The organism is Haloferax namakaokahaiae (genome assembly GCF_042663225.1).
Lineage (GTDB): Archaea > Halobacteriota > Halobacteria > Halobacteriales > Haloferacaceae > Haloferax > Haloferax namakaokahaiae.
Window position 1 is genome coordinate 322,314 of sequence record NZ_JBHTAA010000001.1, and the last position, 16,976, is coordinate 339,289.

Genomic DNA, 16,976 nt, shown 5'->3' on the forward strand with positions numbered 1-16,976 from the left:
CTACTCACTCGATTCGATTCGAGCCAGCACGTCACTCCTCCCAAAGTCGCCGCCTTCGGCGACCAGCACCTCCGAAATCGTCCCCGTCGCTGGTGCGGGCACGTCCACGCTCACTTTCTCGACTTGAATCTCGCAGATGACCTCGCCCTCGGAGACCGACGAGCCTTCGTTGACGAACCAGTTGGCGAGGTAGCCTTCGTCTACGTCCGCGGCGTCGTCGGGCCAGACGGACGCCGAGGTGACCTCGACGTCCCCGCTCATTCGTGGAGTTCCCGAATCGCTTCGGCGATGTCCGCGGTACCGGGGTTGACTTCGTCTTCCAGCGAGCGAGCGTACGGAATCGGCACGTCCGGAATCGCCAGTCTGCGGACTTCCTTCAGGTCGTCGAGCGAGTGTTCGGCGACGCGAGCGATAATCTCGCCGGTGACGCCGAACGACTGGTAGTCCTCGTCCACGACGAGGAGTTTGCCCGTCTTTCTCACCGATTCGAGGATGGTCTCGGTGTCGAGCGGAACGAGCGTCCGCAGGTCGATGACCTCGGCTTCGATGCCGTCCTCGGCGAGGTCCTCGGCCGCTTCGAGCGCGCGGTGGACGTGCAGGCCGAGCGAGACGACGGTCACGTCGCTGCCGACGCGCTTCACGTCCGCCTCGCCGAACGGAATCGTGTAGGCCTCCATCGGGACGCCCGTCTTCGGGCCGGTTGGCGACGGCATCCAGCCGAGACCCATCAGGCGCTTGTGGAACATGAAGACGACCGGGTCGTCGTCGCGGATGGCGGTGTGCATCAGGCCCTTGGCGTCGTAGGCGTTGCTCGGGACGACGACTTTCATGCCCGGCAGGTGGGCGAAGGTGCCGTAGAGGGTCTGGGAGTGCTGGCCGGCGTCGTTGTAGGTGCCGCCCACGGCCGTCATGAGCACCATCGGAACGGAGACGGAGCCACCGCTCATGTAGGTGTTCTTGGCCATGTTGTTGTAGATCTGGTCCATCGCAACGCCGAAGAAGTCCACGAACATCAGTTCCGCAATCGGGCGCATGCCGGACATGGCCGCGCCGACGGCGGCACCGATAAACGCCGTCTCACTGATGGGCACGTCCATGACCCGGTCACGGCCGAACTCGTCGAGGAGACCGGTCGTACTGGAGAAGATGCCGCCGTAGTCGGCGACGTCCTCGCCCATGACGAACACCTCGTCGTTGTCGCGCATCTCGGTGGCGATGGCTTCGACCATCGCCCTGCTCATGGTCAGTTGTCGTTCGGTCTCTTTCGCTTTGCTCGCGTCTTGTGGTTCTGTGGACATTATTGCTCACCTCCGTCGGTGACTGCGGGTGCCGGTGGGTTCGTGAATACGTCTTCGTAGGCTGTCTCCGGGTCGGGTTCTGGCTGGTCTTTCGCCCACTCGATTGCCTCTTCGACCTTCTCGTGTGCACGCGTTCGAATCTCGTCGATTTCGTCGTCGGAAACGTCGTGCGCGCGCAGGTCGTCTTCGAGGCGTTCGATGGAGTCGCGCTGTTTCGCGCGCTCGATATCGCCTTCCGGTCGGTAGGCTTCCGCGTCGCCCATGAAGTGACCCATCCGGCGGTGGACCTGCACTTCGAGGAGCGTCGGCCCGTTGCCGTCGCGGGCGCGACTCACTGCGCGCTTTGCGGCCTCGTAGACGGCGACTGCGTCGTCGCTGTCGATGCGCTCGCCGGGCATGTCGAAGCCCTGTGCGCGCTTCGAGCCGTCTTTCACGTCGGTCACGCGGTCTTTCGGCATGCTAATCGCCCAGTCGTTGTCCTCGATGACGAAGACGACTGGGAGTTTCTGCACGGCGGCGAGGTTGAGCGATTCGAAGAAGCCGCCTTGGTCGATTGCGCCCTCGCCGAGGAACGCGACAGCGACAGAATCTGTGTTTCGTTTCTTCGCGGCCATCGCCGCGCCGACGGCTGGGGGGCACCCTTGGGCGATGATACCCGAGCAGGCGAAGTTCACGTCGGTGTCGAACAGGTGCATGTGACCGCCCTTTCCGCGGCAAAGCCCCGTCTCACGCCCGAAGATTTCGGCTGTCATCTTCTTGAGGTCTACCCCCTTGGCGATGGCGATGTGGTGGGGTCGGTGCGGGGCGGTGACGGTGTCGTCGTCTCGCAGGTGAATGCACACGCCCGCGCCCGACGATTCGTGCCCGGCGGCGAGATGAAGTTCACCCGGAATCGGTCCTGCTGAGATGTCGAATGCGGGCTGTTTGCCGACGAGGTACTCTTCCTGTAACCGCTCTTCGTACTGTCGAGCAGTCACCATATTCTCGTACATCGTTTTCAGCTCGCTCACACTAGGCATAGCATTGGAACTGTTCTCTAGAAAATCTATTAATATTAATTGTGTAAGACATGACTGTCTCGACGGTGAGAATGCCGAAATCAGGGTTCTTGGCGCTTGCAGCGCACGAAGCTAAGTCACTCAACGGAGTACTCTACGGTATGACTGACACGATTGTAGTCCCGGTCACGATACCCGCAGACGGGGTCGAACTCGAAGGCGAGTTGGCGTTGCCGGCGGACGCAACCGGTCTGGTCGTGTTCGCACACGGGAGCGGGAGCAGTCGCAAGAGTCCGCGAAACAACTACGCCGCGAGCGTCATCCGCGAGTACGGCGTCGGAACGCTGCTCTTCGACTTGCTGACCGAAGAAGAAGACGAGACGTACGAGACGCGATTCAACATCCCGCTGTTGACCAAGCGACTCCTCGATACGACGGCGTGGCTTCGCCACCGAGAAGACACCGAGTCGCTCGAAGTCGGCTACTTCGGGTCGAGCACTGGCGCGGGTGCCGCACTCCTCGCCGCGGCGGAACTCGGCGACGAAGTCGGTGCGGTCGTCTCCCGCGGCGGCCGAGTGGACCTCGCCGAATCACGACTCGACGACGTGACGGCGGCCACGCTGTTCATCGTCGGCGGTGCGGACTCGGTCGTCCTCCAACTCAACCACGACGCCTTCGAACAGCTCGCGTGTGAGAAATCCATGGAAGTCGTCCCCCGAGCGGGACACCTCTTCGAGGGACCGGGGCAACTCGAAGCCGTCTCGGACGTGGCCGCCGAGTGGTTCGCCGGCCACCTCGCCAAGGCGGCTATCGAGCGAACTTGAGGTCGCGGGCGGGGCCTTCGACCGCAACCCACCACCGCCACCCGGTTCTCGGGTGTCGCCGCTCGACGTGGTGGCGGAACTGTTCGACCGAGTCGAAGTCGCGGCCGCAGGCATTGGGCCGGTGCTGACTGCTCATTATGCGTACCGAGACGCCGGCGAGCGGAACTCGCGGCGCACGGGACGAGACAGATACCTCTGGCCGAGGGTCTCGGCGTCGTGTCGTCTCCGTTCGTATCAGTACGTTTAGGCCGCCTTGATTGGAATCATCTCGCACTGATGACAGAGTCAGACCCTCCAAACCCAGAAGAATCGGTTCGGGAGGCGGTCGAACGGTCCCGAAGCGGCGCACCAGCAGTCGGGTCTGTCGTCCGCGACCGATTCTCGTCGGACGAGGTGTTTCAGCGAATCGTCGCCGCCGCCGACGAGGAGATTACCTCCGGCGCGCGCGAGTTGTTCTTCAGCGCGCTCGCCGCGGGGTTCGCCATTACAATCACGTTTCTCCTGTACGTCTCGATGAAGGCATCGACCGGCGGCGACCCGGTGTTGAGCGCGCTGTTGTACCCGCTCGGATTCGTCTACATCATCATCGGCGGCTACCAGCTCTACACCGAGAACACGCTGCCGCCGGTCGCGCTGACGCTCGAACGACTCGCCAGCGTCCCTGCACTCCTGCGCAACTGGGTGGTCGTCCTCGCCGGGAACCTCCTCGGCGGAACCCTCGGGGCGGCCGCACTCGCCTACGGTGGCGTCCTCTCGCCCGAAGCCGCGGATGCGGCGCTCGAAATCGCGCAGGCGGGCGTCGAAACTCCGTGGACCAGCCTCTTCTTCAAGGCCGCGTTCGCCGGGCTCATCGTCGCTGGCGTCGTCTGGGTCACCTTCGCCGCGCGCGATACGATTTCTCGGCTCGTCGTCGTCTACATGGCGTTTCTCGCCGTCCCGCTCGGCGGTCTCTTCCACGTCGTCGTCTCCTACACCGAGATGGTCTACCTCGTCATGAACGGGCGGTTGTCGTTCCTCGTCGGACTCAACGAGTTCGTCGTCCCCGTCTTGCTCGGTAACACGTTCGGCGGGGTTGTCCTCGTCACCATCGTCAACTACTTCCAGACGACCGAGAACCGACTGGAGTCCGCCCGATTCGAGGGCGCAAAACGACAGCTCTCGATGTCCGAGTGGGCGCTCGGTTCGCTCGTCGGTCGGTCGTACGTCCCGCTCATCGAGGCCGACGAGGCGGTCGAGAGCAATCCCGACGCCTATCATGTGGTCGTTCCCATCTCGAACCCGAGAACGGAGGCGCACGTCGTCGAACTCGCCTGCACGCTCGCCAAGGGGAGAGAAGACGCCGTCGTCGATATCGTCCACGTCGTCCAGGTTCCCTCACGCATCTCGCAGCGCTACGGCGCGGCGCAGAACGACCGAATCGTCCAGCACTCGAACCAGTTGCTCGAAGGCGCTCGGGAGCGGGCCGCGGGGTACGAGGTCGAAGCCCGCACCTCGACGGTCGTCTCTCACCGCTCGTTCGAGGAGATATTCACCATCTCCCAGCGCAAGGACGCCGACCTCGTCGTCATGGGCTGGGGCAACGACCGCATCTGGGCGGGCGGCAAAGCGGAGCGTCGATTGAACGAGTTGGCGAACCGCCTCCCCTGCGACTTCCTCGTCCTCAACGACCGAAACTACGACACCGGGCGACTCCTCGTCCCGACCGTCGAGAGTTCGCACTCGGAACTCAGCGCCGAAGTCGCGCGCGCCCTCCGCGACACGGTCGGGTCGGAGGTGACGCTCCTCCACGTCGTCGATGGCCCGGACGACCGCGAGCGCGGCGAATCGTTCCTCTCGGAGTGGGCCGAGACACACGGAATCCCGGACGCGAATCTCGTCGTAGACGACTCCGGCGACGCCGAGCGGGCCATCGAAGAGTACGCCGACAGTCACACCATGATTCTCATGGGCGCGACGGAGCGCGGACTCCTCGCTCGGTTACTGACCGACTCGCTGTACTTCGACGTGGTCAACGACACCGACCACCCGATTCTCCTGGCCGAACGAGCGACGAACAGAACCCTCAAAGAACGACTGTTCGGCCGCTGAATTCGGCCTCCGTTCGTCGTTTCAGAACCCTTCTACCAGTCGTTCGAGTTGCTCCGGCGGGACCGCACCGCGGGCCGCATACCCGTCGTAGGCGAACGTCGGCACGCCGGTGACGCCGTGTTGCTGTGCTTCGGCGAACTTCTCTCTTACTTCCGCTCGGAGTCCGTCGTCGTCGAGTGCCGAGCGAATCTCGTCGCCGTCGATGCCGGCGTCCTCGGCGAGTTCGACCAGCAGGTCTTCGTCGCCGATGTCTTTGCCCTCCTGCCAGAGCGCCTCGAAGATGGACACGTCGAATTCGAGCCACGTGTCGTTGTCGTAGTGCTGTTTGACGTGGTACGACGCGACCTGGGCGGGGAGTGAATCGATGTCCGTGGCGATATCGAGCGTCATCTCGACGCCGTACTTCTCCTGGAGGCGGCGCACGCCCTGTTTCGCCTGCTCGTAGTACTCGTCGTCTTTGCCGTCATCGACGGAGAAGTCGATAGTCCCGTCGGGTCGGCGCTTCTGGCTTCGCAGGTCGAAGGGATGCCAGTCGATGTCGAGTTCCTCCTCGCGGGAGTCCTGATAGCGCTTCAGCGATTCGCGGCCGAGGTAACAGAACGGACAGACGTAGTCCGAGTAGACCGTGATGTGCTCGGGTTGAGACTCGCTCATACACACTCGTATCGACTACGGTTACAAAAGAGCGTTGGGTGGACGTGCAGCGTCTCGCCTCACCGGACGGCACCGCGCAACATCTGTCGGATGGCGACTTCCATCTCTTCGAACTCTCGGAGTTCGAGTTCGTCCGTCGTCACGAGCACGCCCTGTGTGCCGCTGACGACGCGGCCGATAAAGCCCTCCGAGAAGACCCGGAGGGTGAACTCGTACTCGCCGAAGTCGGTGCGGGTTTCGGATTCGTACGCCTCCTTGTTGTAGCGTTCGTCCGGGCCGAATGCGACACGTTCTGCCTCGACGAGCGCGGCCTTCGCATCGCGGGTTTGCGCTGTGTCCCCGCCGTAGAGGTCACGGCGGATATAGAGCAGTTCGAACTCCTCAGGCGTGAAGTACACCACGCTCCGGAGGGAATCACCGAGCGTCGCCCGGCACGTGCTGACGAGCGCATCTGCAAAGGCTGGTGTGTTAACGTCTGACGCAGAGGACATGACCCCATATAGCACTCCTCAGTATTTTATTTCTCCTCTAATTTGGAGAAAAAGACGGAGGATGGAAAGAAGGTCAGGCGAGACGGAACCGGCGAGCGGTGAGGTCTTCGGAGACGTCCCACAGTCGCTCTGCGGTCGCCTCGTCTTTCGAGCGCGCGCTCGAATCCGCTTTGCCGGGGTATCCGCGCATGCCGAACAGCCCCTGTGGGCCGATGTAGTCGCCGCCTTCGACCGACTCCTCGGTCGCGGCGTAGAGCAGTGGAAGCGCGCCCATCTCGGCCGACTGGGCGATGACCGTGTTGGCGAGTTTGTTCATCAGGAGGCGAACCCGAGAGCCGGTGGCCTCGGGGCCGCGGTACTGGAGGTTGGTCGCGGCGTAGCCGGGGTGCGCGCCGACGCTGACCACGTCGTCGATGCCGGCCGCGTCGAGTCGGCGGTCGAGTTCGTACGTGAAGAGCAGGTTCGCCAGTTTGCTCTGGGCGTAGGCCTCCCACTTGTCGTAGTCGCGCTCGCTCTGGAGGTCGTCGAAGTCCATCTTCCCGCGCTCGTGAAGCCCGCTGGAGGTGTTGACGATTCGGGTCTCGCCCGGCGTGTCTCGGATGCGGTCGAAGAGTTCGGCGGTCAGCGCGAAGTGACCGAGGTGGTTGACGCCGAGTTGCATCTCGAAGCCCTGTTTCGTCTCACGACGGGGAACCGCCATGACGCCCGCGTTGTTGCAGAGGACGTGGAGTTCGTTGTGGTTCGATTTGAACTCGTCTGCGAACGCGTAAACCGATTCGAGGTCGGCGAGGTCCAGTTTCGAGCGCGTGAGTGACGCCGCCGAGACCTCCGAGCGAATCTCGTTCGCCGCGTCCTCGGCTCGGTCGAGGTCACGACAGGCCATCACGACGTGTGCGCCCTTCTGTGCGAACATCGTGGTCGCCTCGAACCCGAGACCGCTGTTCGCGCCGGTGACGACGACAGTCTTCCCCGAGCAGTCGGGGACGTTCTCGACGGACCAATCTGTCATATGCGAGCAGAAGGACGCCGTCGGCTAAACAGTGATGCTGGCTTCGAAATCTGCTGGTTCTCGCTATCGTTCGGCGGTGCTCGTCTGCATGCCGTCGGAGTTGAACGCCGACCCGAAGCCGTCGTCGTCGAGGAGGATGACGCCCGCATCGGAGCCGGTGAGTTCACCGAACTCCTCGATTGCGAGGTCGGCGGCGGTCTGTGCGTCGCATCCGCGTTCGAGGTGCCGAACCGCACGTCGTGCAAGCGTGACGCGGGCGATATCCTCGCCAGCGCCGGTCGTCGATGCCGCGCCTGCTGGGGAGGCGTAGAAGCCAGACCCGACCTGCGGCACGTCGCCGACGCGACCCGCGAGGGCGAACCACCGGCCGCCCGTGGAGGTCGCCGAGGCGAACGTCTCGCCGTCGGTGGCGACGGCACCGACCGTATCGTAACCGGGGAGGTCGGAAGAAGAGAGGTGCCCGTCGCTCGCCTTCGCCGTCGGGTCGCTCGTGCTGCCGCCGAATCGGTCCGCGAGCCACGCGAGGTGCTCGGTCGGTGAGCCAGTCGGCGCGTCCGCGTCCTCCCAGCGCTCGCGCGTCTCGTCCGTGAAGAGGTCCACCCCGGTTTCGACCCCCACGTCGGCGGCGAAGTTCACTGCCGGTTCCCCGGCGAGGAGGACGTGGGGCGTCTCTTCGAGCACCGCGCGAGCGACGGAGACGGCGTGTTCGACGCCCGCCATGCCGCTCGCAGCGCCCACTTCTCGGTCGCTCGTCATCACGCCCGCGTCGGTCCGGACGACGCCGTCGGATTGGACCGCGCCGCCGACACCGGCGTTGAATCGGCGGTCCGATTCGAGGTGGCGAACCGCGGCTTCGACCGCCGAAATCGGGTCGGGTTGGTCTGCACCACGTGTCGCTGCCTCGTCACACACTGCCTGTCGAGGGGCGGGTTCGTCGGGGACGCCACCGGCCCCACCGTGGACGATAATTCGCATACCAGTGGCGACTCGAGGGGTGTGCCTAAACGTACCGAACCGGGGCGAATGCGGTGAAGCTTGCGTATCTGGGGCGATAACGGCAGGACTTTTACCCCCTGTTCAAAACCCCCTATTGTTCATGAGCTACGACCAGATCGAGGTCCCTGCAGAGGGAGAGAAGATCACGCTCGCTGACGAGGAATCCGGCGAGCTTTCTGTACCGGACAACCCGATTATCCCCATCATCTACGGCGATGGCATCGGTTCTGACGTTGGTCCGGCCGCGCAGAAGGTCCTCGACGCCGCCGCAGAAGCAACCGGTCGCTCCGTCTCGTGGATGCGCGTCTACGCCGGCGCATCCGCCCGCGAGAAGTACGACGAGAACCTTCCCGAAGACACCGTCAGCGCCATCCGCGAACACCGCGTCGCCATCAAAGGCCCGCTCACGACGCCCGTCGGCGCTGGCTTCCGCTCGCTGAACGTCGCGCTCCGCAAGAAGCTCGACATGTACGCGAACGTTCGCCCGACCTACCACCTCGACGGCGTCCCGTCGCCCGTCAAGAACCCCTCGGCGATGGACATGGTCACGTTCCGCGAGAACACCGAGGACGTGTACGCCGGCATCGAGTGGGAAGCAGGCACCGACGAAGTCGAGCAGGTCAAGGAGTTCGTCGAAGAAGAGATGGGCGCGACGGGCGTCATCCACGACGGCCCGGTCGGCATCGGCATCAAGCCCATCACCGAGTTCGGAACGAAGCGTCTCGTCCGCGAGGCAATCGAGTACGCACTCGACAACGACCGCGACTCCGTGACCCTCGTCCACAAGGGTAACATCATGAAGTTCACGGAAGGCGCCTTCCGTGACTGGGGCTACGAACTCGCCGAAGAGGAGTTCGGCGACGTCACCATCACCGAGGACGAACTCTGGGAAGAGTACGACGGCGAGAAGCCCGAGGACAAGGTCGTCGTCAAGGACCGCATCGCCGACAACATGCTCCAGCAGCTCCTCACCCGCACCGCCGACTACGACGTCATCGCCACGATGAACCTCAACGGCGACTACATGTCGGACGCCGCAGGCGCACAGATTGGCGGTCTCGGCATCGCACCCGGTGCGAACTTCGGTGAAGGTCTCTGTCTCGCAGAACCCGTCCACGGTTCGGCACCCAAGTACGCCGGTCAGGACAAGGTCAACCCGACCGCGATGATTCTCTCCGGCCGTCTCATGTTCGAGTACATGGGCTGGAAGGACGCCGGTCTCCTCATCCGCGACGCAGTCGAGAAGACCATCTCCGAGGGCGACGTGACCTACGACCTGCACCGCCAGATCGAAGGCGGCAACAAGCTCGCAACGAGCGAGTTCGCCGAGAAGATTGTCGAAAACATCAACGAACTCGCGTAAGCGGGTTTCGCTCCCTCACAGGGATACTATCTGAGGCCATCTGGCCTCGTTTTTCACACGGTGAGCAACGGCGCTCTCCCTACTCCTCGCAGTCGAATCGCTGGTCGCCCTCCGCAATCGTAACGCTCCGGTTTGTCGTCGCCACCACGTCTCCCGACTGTCGAACCTGCGCCCTGAGCGTCGTCGTCTCGCCGACCGAGAGCGTCTCGTCGTCTTGGACGAGCCACGACACGTCCCACTGGTCCTCGCCCGTGCCGCGGAACGTCTCGGTTCGAGTCTCTTCGAGTCCATCGACGCTCACTTCGAGCGTGTAGGGGGTGTCGCCGTCGCGGTCGAAGCCGGTAGGTAGGCCGAGCGTTCCATCTGCTCTCACGTGCAGGCTGTCGCCGGGCGTTCCGTACGAGATACACGAGTACGCCTCCCCGGATTCGGCACCCTCGGGGTAGTCCATCTCGTCGTTGAGTTTGACCGAGGAATCTGCTATCTCGACGGTCACCTCGTCGGTCGAGAGTTCGTCGGTGAGCGGGGCGAAGAGAACGAGCGACCCGACGCTGAAGGCAGTGACGACGAGGAAAGCGAGAATCGACGCCGGACGTGGGGGCCAATCGAGTAACCACGGGAGGAGGTTCACAGCGGACAACTCTCGAAGGAGGGCCTAAAATTGTCGGCCCTTCGTCATTCCTACTCCTGCCAATCGGCGAAGTCGCGCGGTGGCGAAAAAATGTCGAGACCGGTTACCGTCTCTTCACCGCGATTCTCGGCGCTGTGGGGTTCGTTGGCGGCGAGCGAGTAGGCGTCGCCGGGGCCGAAAACGAGTTCTTCCTCGTCGTCGCCGACGATGAACGTCAACTCGCCGGAGACGATGTAGCCGACTTGCTCGTGGTGGTGGTCGTGCATGGGGACGACTGCGCCGGGTTCGATGCGGAAGTACTGGACGTTCATCTTCTCGCCGCCAGCGAGCACGCTCAGAAAGACGTCGTCTACGGCTTCGGTCGGGTCTACGTCGTCGAGGGATACGCGGTCCATGGTAACAGCGCGTAGGGAGACTGGATAAATCCGACCCTCAGTACGGTCCGAGGGACATCCGTCCAAACGTTCAAACCCGATGCCGCAAAACTCCTCGACATGTACGCGGTGGTCGGTTGCACCAACTGTTCGAACATGTGGCTTCTCTCGGATCCGAAGGCGTCGAAGACCGCCACCTGCCCTCGTTGCGGCCGTCGGCATCAGACGAAGAAACTCCGGCACTTCTTCGAGTCCGACGATAAGGACGCGGCGCGGCAGGCGCGCGCCGCTCTGCTCGCCAAGAAACACGGCGATAGCGCGGAGTTCGCACAGGTCGAGCACGTTTCCGACTTAGGCCGGCAAGTCGAGGAGTCGGGCATCGACGACCGCGAGTACCTCGAAGGCTCCGGTCTCGACGCCGACGAGGTGTTCCAAGCGGGAGAGCGAGCCGAAAACAAGGGCAACTCGGGGTCGCCGGACCGAGTGACGATTATTCGAGATGCGGTTCGTGACGGTGACCGACCGACCGAAGACGAAATCGTCGCCGTCGCCGTCGAGCGTGGTGTTCCCGCGGAGAAGGCGCAGGACGTGCTCGAAAAACTCCGACGCCGGGGCGAGGTGTCGGAGTCTCGCGGGCGATACAGGTTACTCTGAGTTAGAGCACGCCGAGCAGTTTCGCTATCGAGAGGGCCGCAGCGACGACGCCGAGCGTCAACTTGAGCAGTTTGAGTGCCAATGCGAGGCGGCGTATCTGTGCTTCGCTTTCTGTGTCGGGGTCTGACCAGTGGAGGGGGACGTTCATGGAGGGGGGAGCGCTCGCGGATGCTCACTGGGCGAGCGCGATAGCGTCCTACTGCGGACAGGAGAATAAAATCGAGCCAAGGGAGCGTGGTGAAAGTGAAATGCTGAGAATCCAGCACGAAGTCGAAGATTCGACGTAGAGAGTGTCACTGTCTCCCGATTGGCTCGATTCGGGCGCGCGAAAGTAGTCACCCGAGTTCCCGAGATGGTGGCCGGCTACTCACCCGCGAACTGGCCGACTGATTATCGGCCGTGTTCGGCGTGCGCGCTCGCAAGGTGCCGCGAGGCGAGCGCCGAGAGGAGCGAGAGTTCGCCCGCGAGCGCACCGACGGCGATACACTCTGCGAGGGCGTCGGCGTTCGAACCGGCCGGGTCGCCGCCGCCGCGGACGCCGATGATGTCCAGTCCCTCGGACTGCGTGGGGAGCTTCGTGCCGCCGCCGACGGTCCCGACTTCGAGCGAGGCGAGCGAGACGGAGACGTACAGGTCGCCGTCCTGCACGTCCGCGGTGGTGATGGCGTTCGAGCCTTCGACCACCTGCGCTTCGTCCTGTCCGGTGGCGAGGAACATCGCGGCGACGACGTTGGCGACGTGGGCGTTGAAGCCGAAACTGCCGGCCTTGGCCGACCCGATGAGGTTCTTTCGCGTGTTGAGTTCAGAGATGGCTTCGGGCGTCGTGTGCAGGCGTTCCTCGACGACTTCGCGCGGAATCAGCACGTCGGCGGTGACGCTCCGCCCACGACCTTCGACGGCGTTGATGGCGGCGGGTTTCTTGTCCGTACAGAGGTTGCCCGAGAGGGCGACGAGCGAGGCGGTCGTCTCCGCTTCGACGACTTCGCAGGCCGCACCGGTCGCAATCGTCGCCATGTTCATCCCCATCGCGTCTTTGGTGTCGTAGCGGAAGCGCAGGTAGACGGAGTTGCCGACGACGTAGGGCGTCACGTCGAGGAGTTCGCCGTGGTTGGTCGTCTCCTCGGCGGCGTCTTTGAGCGCCTCGAAGTTGTTTCGCGTCCACTCGACGAGGGCTTCCGCTTCGGCTACGTCCGCGACGCGGAAGACGGGCGCGCGCGTCATCCCCGATTTGAGGACGCGTGCGGTCGCACCACCGGCGGAGTCGATGACCGAGCACCCGCGGTTGACGCTGGCGAGCAGTGCGCCTTCGGTGGTTGCGAGCGGGAGGTACGTGTCGCCCGAGATGGCCCCGCCGTCGATGCTCACGGGTCCGACGACGCCCATCGGCACCTGAATCGCCCCAATCATGTTCTCGATGGCCGAGTCGGCGACGTCGGCGGGGAAGCCGTAGTTACCGACTGCGTCGAGCGAGGCACCCGACTGCTCGGTCACGAGAATCCGGCGCGCTTCGGTCGCAACGTCGGCGTCGGCGTGTGCTTCGAGTTCGTGGAATCGGAGTTCGCCCTCCCGAACACGGTCGGCGAGAGACGCGGCGTCAGTCATGCCTCAGGCTACCCAGTCGCGGCCCTAACGAGTTCCGGTTCCCGTCCATCCGCGACGCTCGGGAGGGACTTTCGACGGTTCATCCCACCCTTTTTGCCTTCCCGCATCGCGGAGTGAGATATGACTGCGCCAGCGGACCTCGTGCTCACGAACGCGGAGGTCCACACGCTGGAATCGCTCGACGAGACCTACGAGGCACTCGCCGTCCGCGACGGGCGTATCGTTCGAGTCGGCCGCGCCTTCGACGTCGAGATGCTCGCGGGCGTCGAAACCGAGGTCATCGACTGCGACGGGCGAGTCGTCCTGCCGGGGTTCATCGACGCCCACACGCACCTCCCGATGGTCGGGAAATCGCTCGTCCACGCCGACCTTTCGGGCGCGGAATCAGTAGCCGAAGCGCTCTCCCGTCTCCGAGAACGCGCCGAGGAAGTCGCTGACGAGGAGTGGATTATCGGCTTCGGCTACGACGAGAGCGCGTGGGACGACGCGCGGTACCTCACCCGCGACGACCTCGATTCGGTCTCCGGAACCGCTCCAGTCGTCGCCTTCCGCGAGGACATCCACACCGCGGGCGTGAACTCCGTCGTCCTCGACCGGTACGTGGACGAACTCCCGGACGAAGGCGTCAAACGAGAGGGCGGCCATCCGACCGGTGTCATCGTCGAGGGCGCGGTCGATGCAATCCGCGAGGCGACCGAACCCGACCGCGAGGAGATGGAAGCCCTCGTCCGTGCCGCCCAGGACGACGCAACGTCGAGAGGTGTCACCGGCATCCACGACATGATTCGCGGGTCCTTCGCGCCCGAAGTCTACCGTGACCTCGCCGAAAGTGGTGCGCTGAACCTCCGAGTCCGGACCAACTACTGGTCGGACCACCTCGAAGCGCTCGAAGAAATCGGCCTGCGAACCAACCACGGCGACGGACTCGTCCGGATGGGGGCCATCAAATCGTTCACGGACGGCAGTTTCGGTGGCCGGACCGCGAAACTCGGTGAACCGTACGCCGACGCGCCGGGCGAGACCGGCCAGTGGGTCGTCGAACCCGAGGAGTTGCAGCGACTCGTCGCCGAGGCCGACGGCGCGGGCTACCAACTCACGGCGCACGCAATCGGCGACGAGGCCATCGACGCCGTACTCGACGCCTACGAGACGACCGACGACCCGCGCGGCGCTCGACACCGCGTCGAACACGTCGAACTCGCCTCCGAGGAAGCCATCGAGCGATTCGCCGACCTCGGCGTCGTCGCCAGCGTCCAACCGAACTTCCTGAAGTGGGCGAAAGATGGCGGACTCTACGACGCCCGACTCGGCGACCGGCGACTGGAGACGAATCGCTACCGCGACCTACTCGATGCGGGCGTCCCGCTCGCGTTCGGCAGCGACTGCATGCCGCTCGACCCCCTGCTCGGTATCGACCACGCCGTGAATCATCCGAACCCAGAGCAGTCGCTCACCGTCACCGAAGCCCTCCGGGCCTACACGAGCGGGGCCGCCTACGCCGGATTCGACGAGGACCGATTGGGTACCATCGAGGTCGGGAAACTGGCCGACTTCGTCGTCCTCGACGAGTCGCCGTGGGAAGCCGAGTCGATTCGAGACATCGACGTGGCGATGACCGTCGTCGATGGCCGAATCGTCTACGAGGCACCGCGCTGAATGGAACGCGGTCTCCGCTCGCCGGTCGCCAAGTACTACGCCTACAAAGCGACCGAGTTCGTCTCGTTCACGGCCGCAATTTGGATTCTGTTCGTCCGGTCTCGGGGACTCTCGTTCGCCGAGGTCGGCGCGCTCAACAGCGTCTGGTGGGTCGCGCTCGTCGTCAGCGAAATCCCGACTGGCTACCTCGGTGACCGACTCGGTCGGCGCTCGGCGATGGCACTCGGGACGGCCATCATCGCCGTTTCGACCGCCGCGATGGGCGTCTCCACGACGTTTCTCCAACTCGCCGTGGTCTACGCGACGTGGGCCGTGGGCCAGACGTTCCGAAGCGGGAGCGACGACGCGTGGCTCTACGATTTGCTGGACGAGACCAACGAGACGCACGAATTCGCCAGTGTCAAAGGCCGCGCGGTCGGTATCGGTCTCGCAATCGGCGCGGTAACCACGTTCGCGGGCGGCGTGTTCGCCGACGCGGCGAACTACTCGGTCCCGTTCTTCGCAACCGCCGTCGTCACCGCACTGGGGATTCCAATCCTCCTCTCGGTGCCCGAAACCGGCGATGGCGGCGGCGACTTCTCGCCACGAATGGCGGTGGCGGTCATCCGCGACAAACTGGCGAAACCGCCGCTTCGGAGTTTTATCTTCTACTTCGCGCTGCTCTTCGGCGTCGTCAACATGGCCTACATCTTCGACCAACCGATTATCCGCGACGTGGTCCTCGAACTGGGGATTCCCGAAACGACATCCAACACGGCCGTGAGCGCTTCCTACGCCGTCTTCTCGCTCTTCGGTGCGGCCGCGAGCTATCGTTCCGGTTGGATTCGAGACCGCGTGGGGATTCGAAACTGGTTCGTCGGCGCACCCGTTCTCCTCGGTCTCTCGTATCTCACGCTCCCGATTTTCGGGCCGCTCGCGTTCCCGGTGTTCATGCTCGCCCGCGGTCTCACGAACGTCTCCACCACGCTCGGCAACCAGTACGTCAACGACCGCGTGGACTCGGTCGGGCGCGCGACGGTCCTCTCTGCGGCGGGGATGCTCTACTCGCTCGCCGTCGTCCCCTTCGAACTCGCCGGGGGCGTCGTCGCCGACGTGATTTCGCCGACCGGTGCGCTCGCGCTCTTCGGCGGTGTGTTGCTGGTCGGCGTTGGCGTGTCGTGGGTTGGCGGTCGTCCACTGTAATTCGACCCGAAGACACTCTCTCAGGAGAGTCCCCGCTCGAGTCTGACAATCTCGGCTCGAAATGTCTTGTGATTATGTGGGTGAACTGACGGCCTTATGTCATTGTGAATTCATATAGAACCTGCCGGGTCGCCTCTGACAATACCGGCATCCGTGCCCGAGTGGAGTGCCCGGTCCAGTTCGGGCAGTGTTGGGAGGTCCCCATCCTCCTATCTTCACCCACGAGTTGACATCACTGCCGACGGACGATTTCGATACACCACGCTTCGATATCGCCGTCGAACCTACGTCAGTTCCTCGGCGCCGAAGGGAAAACCCCTTACTCCCTGTCGTCGCACTCCGGTTCAATGGGCTTCTTCGACGACGTCGCCGCGCGCATCGAGCAAGTAGATAGTGTCGTCTGTGTCGGTCTCGACGCCGATATGGACCGGATTCCCGAACACCTCTTGGAGAAGGACCTCCCGCGCTGGGCGTTCAATCGGCGCATCATCGACGCGACCCACGGGCACGCCGCGGCCTACAAACCGAACGCCGCGTTCTACGAGGACGCCGACGGCTGGCGGTCGCTCCGCGAGACCATCGCCTACGCCCACGGAAAGGGCGTTCCCGTCCTCCTCGACGCCAAGCGCGCCGACATCGGTAACACGACCCGCAAGTACTCCCAACTTCTCGACGAAGCCGACGCGATTACGGTGAACCCCTACATGGGCCGCGACTCGATTCAGCCGTTCCTCGCCCGCGAGGACAAGGGCGTCTTCGTCCTCTGTCGGACCTCGAACCCCGGTAGCGCCGACCTCCAGTCACTCACGCTCGAAACCGGCGAACCCCTCTACGAGCGCGTGGCCGCCCTTTGCGACCTCTGGAACGAACACGGCAACGTCGGGCTCGTCGTCGGCGCGACCGGACCCGAAGAACTCGAATCCCTCCGCGAGCAGGTTCCGGACCTCCCGTTCCTCGTCCCCGGAATCGGCGCACAGGGCGGTGACGCCGAGGCCGCAGTCGAGTTCGGACTCGCCGACGGCGTCGGTCTCGTCAACTCCTCGCGCGGTATCATCTTCGCCGGCGAAGGACGGGGCGAGCAGTTCCACAAAGCCGCCGGACAGGCCGCCAAGAAACTGAAGAACCGACTGAACCAGTACCGGTAGGTCTCGTTCAC

At 64.1% G+C, this 16,976-nt stretch carries 19 protein-coding genes; 7 read left to right on the top strand and 12 right to left on the bottom strand.

The annotated features are described in order from the left end of the window. From ACFQJC_RS01750 to ACFQJC_RS01760, 3 genes are read right to left on the bottom strand one after another with little or no spacing between them, the layout of a single operon-like run. A complete protein-coding gene (locus ACFQJC_RS01750) occupies nucleotides 1-261 on the bottom strand; it encodes a lipoyl domain-containing protein (protein ID WP_390221526.1) in 261 nt (86 codons plus the stop codon). Then, nucleotides 258-1,298, bottom strand: a complete 1,041-nt coding sequence (locus ACFQJC_RS01755; RefSeq protein ID WP_390221527.1) for an alpha-ketoacid dehydrogenase subunit beta — start codon at nucleotides 1,296-1,298, stop codon at nucleotides 258-260. The genes ACFQJC_RS01750 and ACFQJC_RS01755 overlap by 4 nt, the downstream gene beginning before the upstream one ends. After that, entirely contained in the window at nucleotides 1,298-2,290 is a 993-nt protein-coding gene (locus ACFQJC_RS01760; protein WP_390222322.1) for a thiamine pyrophosphate-dependent dehydrogenase E1 component subunit alpha, read from the bottom strand. Before ACFQJC_RS01760 ends, ACFQJC_RS01755 begins: the two co-directional genes overlap by 1 nt. Nucleotides 2,291-2,457: 167 nt before the next feature. On the opposite strand from ACFQJC_RS01760, the gene ACFQJC_RS01765 reads away from it, so the two are divergent. Beyond that, nucleotides 2,458-3,120 (top strand): dienelactone hydrolase family protein, encoded by a 663-nt coding sequence (locus ACFQJC_RS01765; protein WP_390221528.1) that lies wholly within the window; start codon nucleotides 2,458-2,460, stop codon nucleotides 3,118-3,120. On the opposite strand, the gene ACFQJC_RS01770 is transcribed toward ACFQJC_RS01765, so the two are convergent. Further along, entirely contained in the window at nucleotides 3,104-3,256 is a 153-nt protein-coding gene (locus tag ACFQJC_RS01770) for a hypothetical protein (RefSeq protein ID WP_390221529.1), read from the bottom strand. The two genes, ACFQJC_RS01765 and ACFQJC_RS01770, sit on opposite strands and share 17 nt — an antisense overlap. A gap of 140 nt (nucleotides 3,257-3,396) precedes the next feature. Here ACFQJC_RS01770 and ACFQJC_RS01775 point away from each other — a divergent pair, with 140 nt between their 5' ends. Beyond that, entirely contained in the window at nucleotides 3,397-5,208 is a 1,812-nt protein-coding gene (locus tag ACFQJC_RS01775) for a formate/nitrite transporter family protein (RefSeq protein ID WP_390221530.1), read from the top strand. Nucleotides 5,209-5,229: 21 nt separating this feature from the next. On the opposite strand, the gene ACFQJC_RS01780 is transcribed toward ACFQJC_RS01775, so the two are convergent. The 4 genes from ACFQJC_RS01780 to ACFQJC_RS01795 all read right to left on the bottom strand — a co-directional run bounded on the left by ACFQJC_RS01780 (nucleotide 5,230) and on the right by ACFQJC_RS01795 (nucleotide 8,337). Next, on the bottom strand, nucleotides 5,230-5,862 hold the full coding sequence (locus ACFQJC_RS01780) for a DsbA family oxidoreductase (protein ID WP_390221531.1): 633 nt from the start codon (nucleotides 5,860-5,862) through the stop codon (nucleotides 5,230-5,232). A 59-nt stretch (nucleotides 5,863-5,921) separates the two neighbouring features. Further along, nucleotides 5,922-6,353, bottom strand: coding sequence for a DUF7522 family protein (locus ACFQJC_RS01785; protein WP_390221532.1), 432 nt, complete (start codon nucleotides 6,351-6,353; stop codon nucleotides 5,922-5,924). Nucleotides 6,354-6,426: 73 nt separating this feature from the next. Next, complete coding sequence (locus ACFQJC_RS01790; protein ID WP_390221533.1) at nucleotides 6,427-7,362, bottom strand: oxidoreductase; 936 nt, start codon at nucleotides 7,360-7,362, stop codon at nucleotides 6,427-6,429. Nucleotides 7,363-7,425: 63 nt separating this feature from the next. Continuing rightward, complete coding sequence (locus tag ACFQJC_RS01795) at nucleotides 7,426-8,337, bottom strand: isoaspartyl peptidase/L-asparaginase (protein ID WP_390221534.1); 912 nt, start codon at nucleotides 8,335-8,337, stop codon at nucleotides 7,426-7,428. A gap of 121 nt (nucleotides 8,338-8,458) precedes the next feature. Here ACFQJC_RS01795 and icd point away from each other — a divergent pair, with 121 nt between their 5' ends. Then, nucleotides 8,459-9,721 carry an isocitrate dehydrogenase (NADP(+)) gene (gene icd, locus ACFQJC_RS01800; RefSeq protein ID WP_390221535.1) on the top strand — a complete coding sequence of 421 codons (1,263 nt, stop codon included), beginning with the start codon at nucleotides 8,459-8,461 and terminating at the stop codon, nucleotides 9,719-9,721. 79 nt (nucleotides 9,722-9,800) lie between these two features. Here the strand turns inward: icd and ACFQJC_RS01805 are convergent, their stop codons facing one another. After that, nucleotides 9,801-10,352, bottom strand: a complete 552-nt coding sequence (locus ACFQJC_RS01805) for a hypothetical protein (protein WP_390221536.1) — start codon at nucleotides 10,350-10,352, stop codon at nucleotides 9,801-9,803. Nucleotides 10,353-10,402: 50 nt separating this feature from the next. Next, nucleotides 10,403-10,747: a cupin domain-containing protein gene (locus ACFQJC_RS01810; protein WP_390221537.1), complete on the bottom strand. Its 345-nt coding sequence runs from the start codon at nucleotides 10,745-10,747 to the stop codon at nucleotides 10,403-10,405. A gap of 99 nt (nucleotides 10,748-10,846) precedes the next feature. On the opposite strand from ACFQJC_RS01810, the gene ACFQJC_RS01815 reads away from it, so the two are divergent. After that, nucleotides 10,847-11,380 carry a DUF5817 domain-containing protein gene (locus ACFQJC_RS01815; protein WP_390221538.1) on the top strand — a complete coding sequence of 178 codons (534 nt, stop codon included), beginning with the start codon at nucleotides 10,847-10,849 and terminating at the stop codon, nucleotides 11,378-11,380. A gap of 1 nt (nucleotide 11,381) precedes the next feature. Here the strand turns inward: ACFQJC_RS01815 and ACFQJC_RS01820 are convergent, their stop codons facing one another. Both ACFQJC_RS01820 and hmgA read right to left on the bottom strand, forming a co-directional pair. Continuing rightward, nucleotides 11,382-11,528: a hypothetical protein gene (locus ACFQJC_RS01820; RefSeq protein WP_390221539.1), complete on the bottom strand. Its 147-nt coding sequence runs from the start codon at nucleotides 11,526-11,528 to the stop codon at nucleotides 11,382-11,384. Nucleotides 11,529-11,770: 242 nt separating this feature from the next. Then, entirely contained in the window at nucleotides 11,771-12,982 is a 1,212-nt protein-coding gene (hmgA, locus tag ACFQJC_RS01825) for a hydroxymethylglutaryl-CoA reductase (NADPH) (RefSeq protein ID WP_390221540.1), read from the bottom strand. Nucleotides 12,983-13,102: 120 nt separating this feature from the next. Here hmgA and ACFQJC_RS01830 point away from each other — a divergent pair, with 120 nt between their 5' ends. From ACFQJC_RS01830 to pyrF, 3 genes are all read left to right on the top strand, one after another. After that, nucleotides 13,103-14,638: an amidohydrolase gene (locus ACFQJC_RS01830; RefSeq protein ID WP_390221541.1), complete on the top strand. Its 1,536-nt coding sequence runs from the start codon at nucleotides 13,103-13,105 to the stop codon at nucleotides 14,636-14,638. Continuing rightward, nucleotides 14,639-15,820, top strand: coding sequence for an MFS transporter (locus tag ACFQJC_RS01835; RefSeq protein WP_390221542.1), 1,182 nt, complete (start codon nucleotides 14,639-14,641; stop codon nucleotides 15,818-15,820). Nucleotides 15,821-16,167: 347 nt separating this feature from the next. After that, nucleotides 16,168-16,965 carry an orotidine-5'-phosphate decarboxylase gene (gene pyrF, locus ACFQJC_RS01840; protein WP_390221543.1) on the top strand — a complete coding sequence of 266 codons (798 nt, stop codon included), beginning with the start codon at nucleotides 16,168-16,170 and terminating at the stop codon, nucleotides 16,963-16,965. The last annotated feature ends 11 nt before the right edge of the window (nucleotides 16,966-16,976 follow it).

Excerpts from the sequence above, each read along its gene's own strand:
- ACFQJC_RS01750 (WP_390221526.1), bottom strand. The coding sequence starts at position 261 with ATGAGCGGGGACGTCGAGGTCACCTCGGCGTCCGTCTGGCCCGACGAC.
- ACFQJC_RS01755 (WP_390221527.1), bottom strand. The coding sequence starts at position 1,298 with ATGTCCACAGAACCACAAGACGCGAGCAAAGCGAAAGAGACCGAACGA.
- ACFQJC_RS01760 (WP_390222322.1), bottom strand. The coding sequence starts at position 2,290 with ATGTACGAGAATATGGTGACTGCTCGACAGTACGAAGAGCGGTTACAG.
- ACFQJC_RS01765 (WP_390221528.1), top strand. The coding sequence starts at position 2,458 with ATGACTGACACGATTGTAGTCCCGGTCACGATACCCGCAGACGGGGTC.
- ACFQJC_RS01770 (WP_390221529.1), bottom strand. The coding sequence starts at position 3,256 with ATGAGCAGTCAGCACCGGCCCAATGCCTGCGGCCGCGACTTCGACTCG.
- ACFQJC_RS01775 (WP_390221530.1), top strand. The coding sequence starts at position 3,397 with ATGACAGAGTCAGACCCTCCAAACCCAGAAGAATCGGTTCGGGAGGCG.
- ACFQJC_RS01780 (WP_390221531.1), bottom strand. The coding sequence starts at position 5,862 with ATGAGCGAGTCTCAACCCGAGCACATCACGGTCTACTCGGACTACGTC.
- ACFQJC_RS01785 (WP_390221532.1), bottom strand. The coding sequence starts at position 6,353 with ATGTCCTCTGCGTCAGACGTTAACACACCAGCCTTTGCAGATGCGCTC.
- ACFQJC_RS01790 (WP_390221533.1), bottom strand. The coding sequence starts at position 7,362 with ATGACAGATTGGTCCGTCGAGAACGTCCCCGACTGCTCGGGGAAGACT.
- ACFQJC_RS01795 (WP_390221534.1), bottom strand. The coding sequence starts at position 8,337 with ATGCGAATTATCGTCCACGGTGGGGCCGGTGGCGTCCCCGACGAACCC.
- icd (WP_390221535.1), top strand. The coding sequence starts at position 8,459 with ATGAGCTACGACCAGATCGAGGTCCCTGCAGAGGGAGAGAAGATCACG.
- ACFQJC_RS01810 (WP_390221537.1), bottom strand. The coding sequence starts at position 10,747 with ATGGACCGCGTATCCCTCGACGACGTAGACCCGACCGAAGCCGTAGAC.
- ACFQJC_RS01815 (WP_390221538.1), top strand. The coding sequence starts at position 10,847 with ATGTACGCGGTGGTCGGTTGCACCAACTGTTCGAACATGTGGCTTCTC.
- ACFQJC_RS01820 (WP_390221539.1), bottom strand. The coding sequence starts at position 11,528 with ATGAACGTCCCCCTCCACTGGTCAGACCCCGACACAGAAAGCGAAGCA.
- hmgA (WP_390221540.1), bottom strand. The coding sequence starts at position 12,982 with ATGACTGACGCCGCGTCTCTCGCCGACCGTGTTCGGGAGGGCGAACTC.
- ACFQJC_RS01830 (WP_390221541.1), top strand. The coding sequence starts at position 13,103 with ATGACTGCGCCAGCGGACCTCGTGCTCACGAACGCGGAGGTCCACACG.
- ACFQJC_RS01835 (WP_390221542.1), top strand. The coding sequence starts at position 14,639 with ATGGAACGCGGTCTCCGCTCGCCGGTCGCCAAGTACTACGCCTACAAA.
- pyrF (WP_390221543.1), top strand. The coding sequence starts at position 16,168 with ATGGGCTTCTTCGACGACGTCGCCGCGCGCATCGAGCAAGTAGATAGT.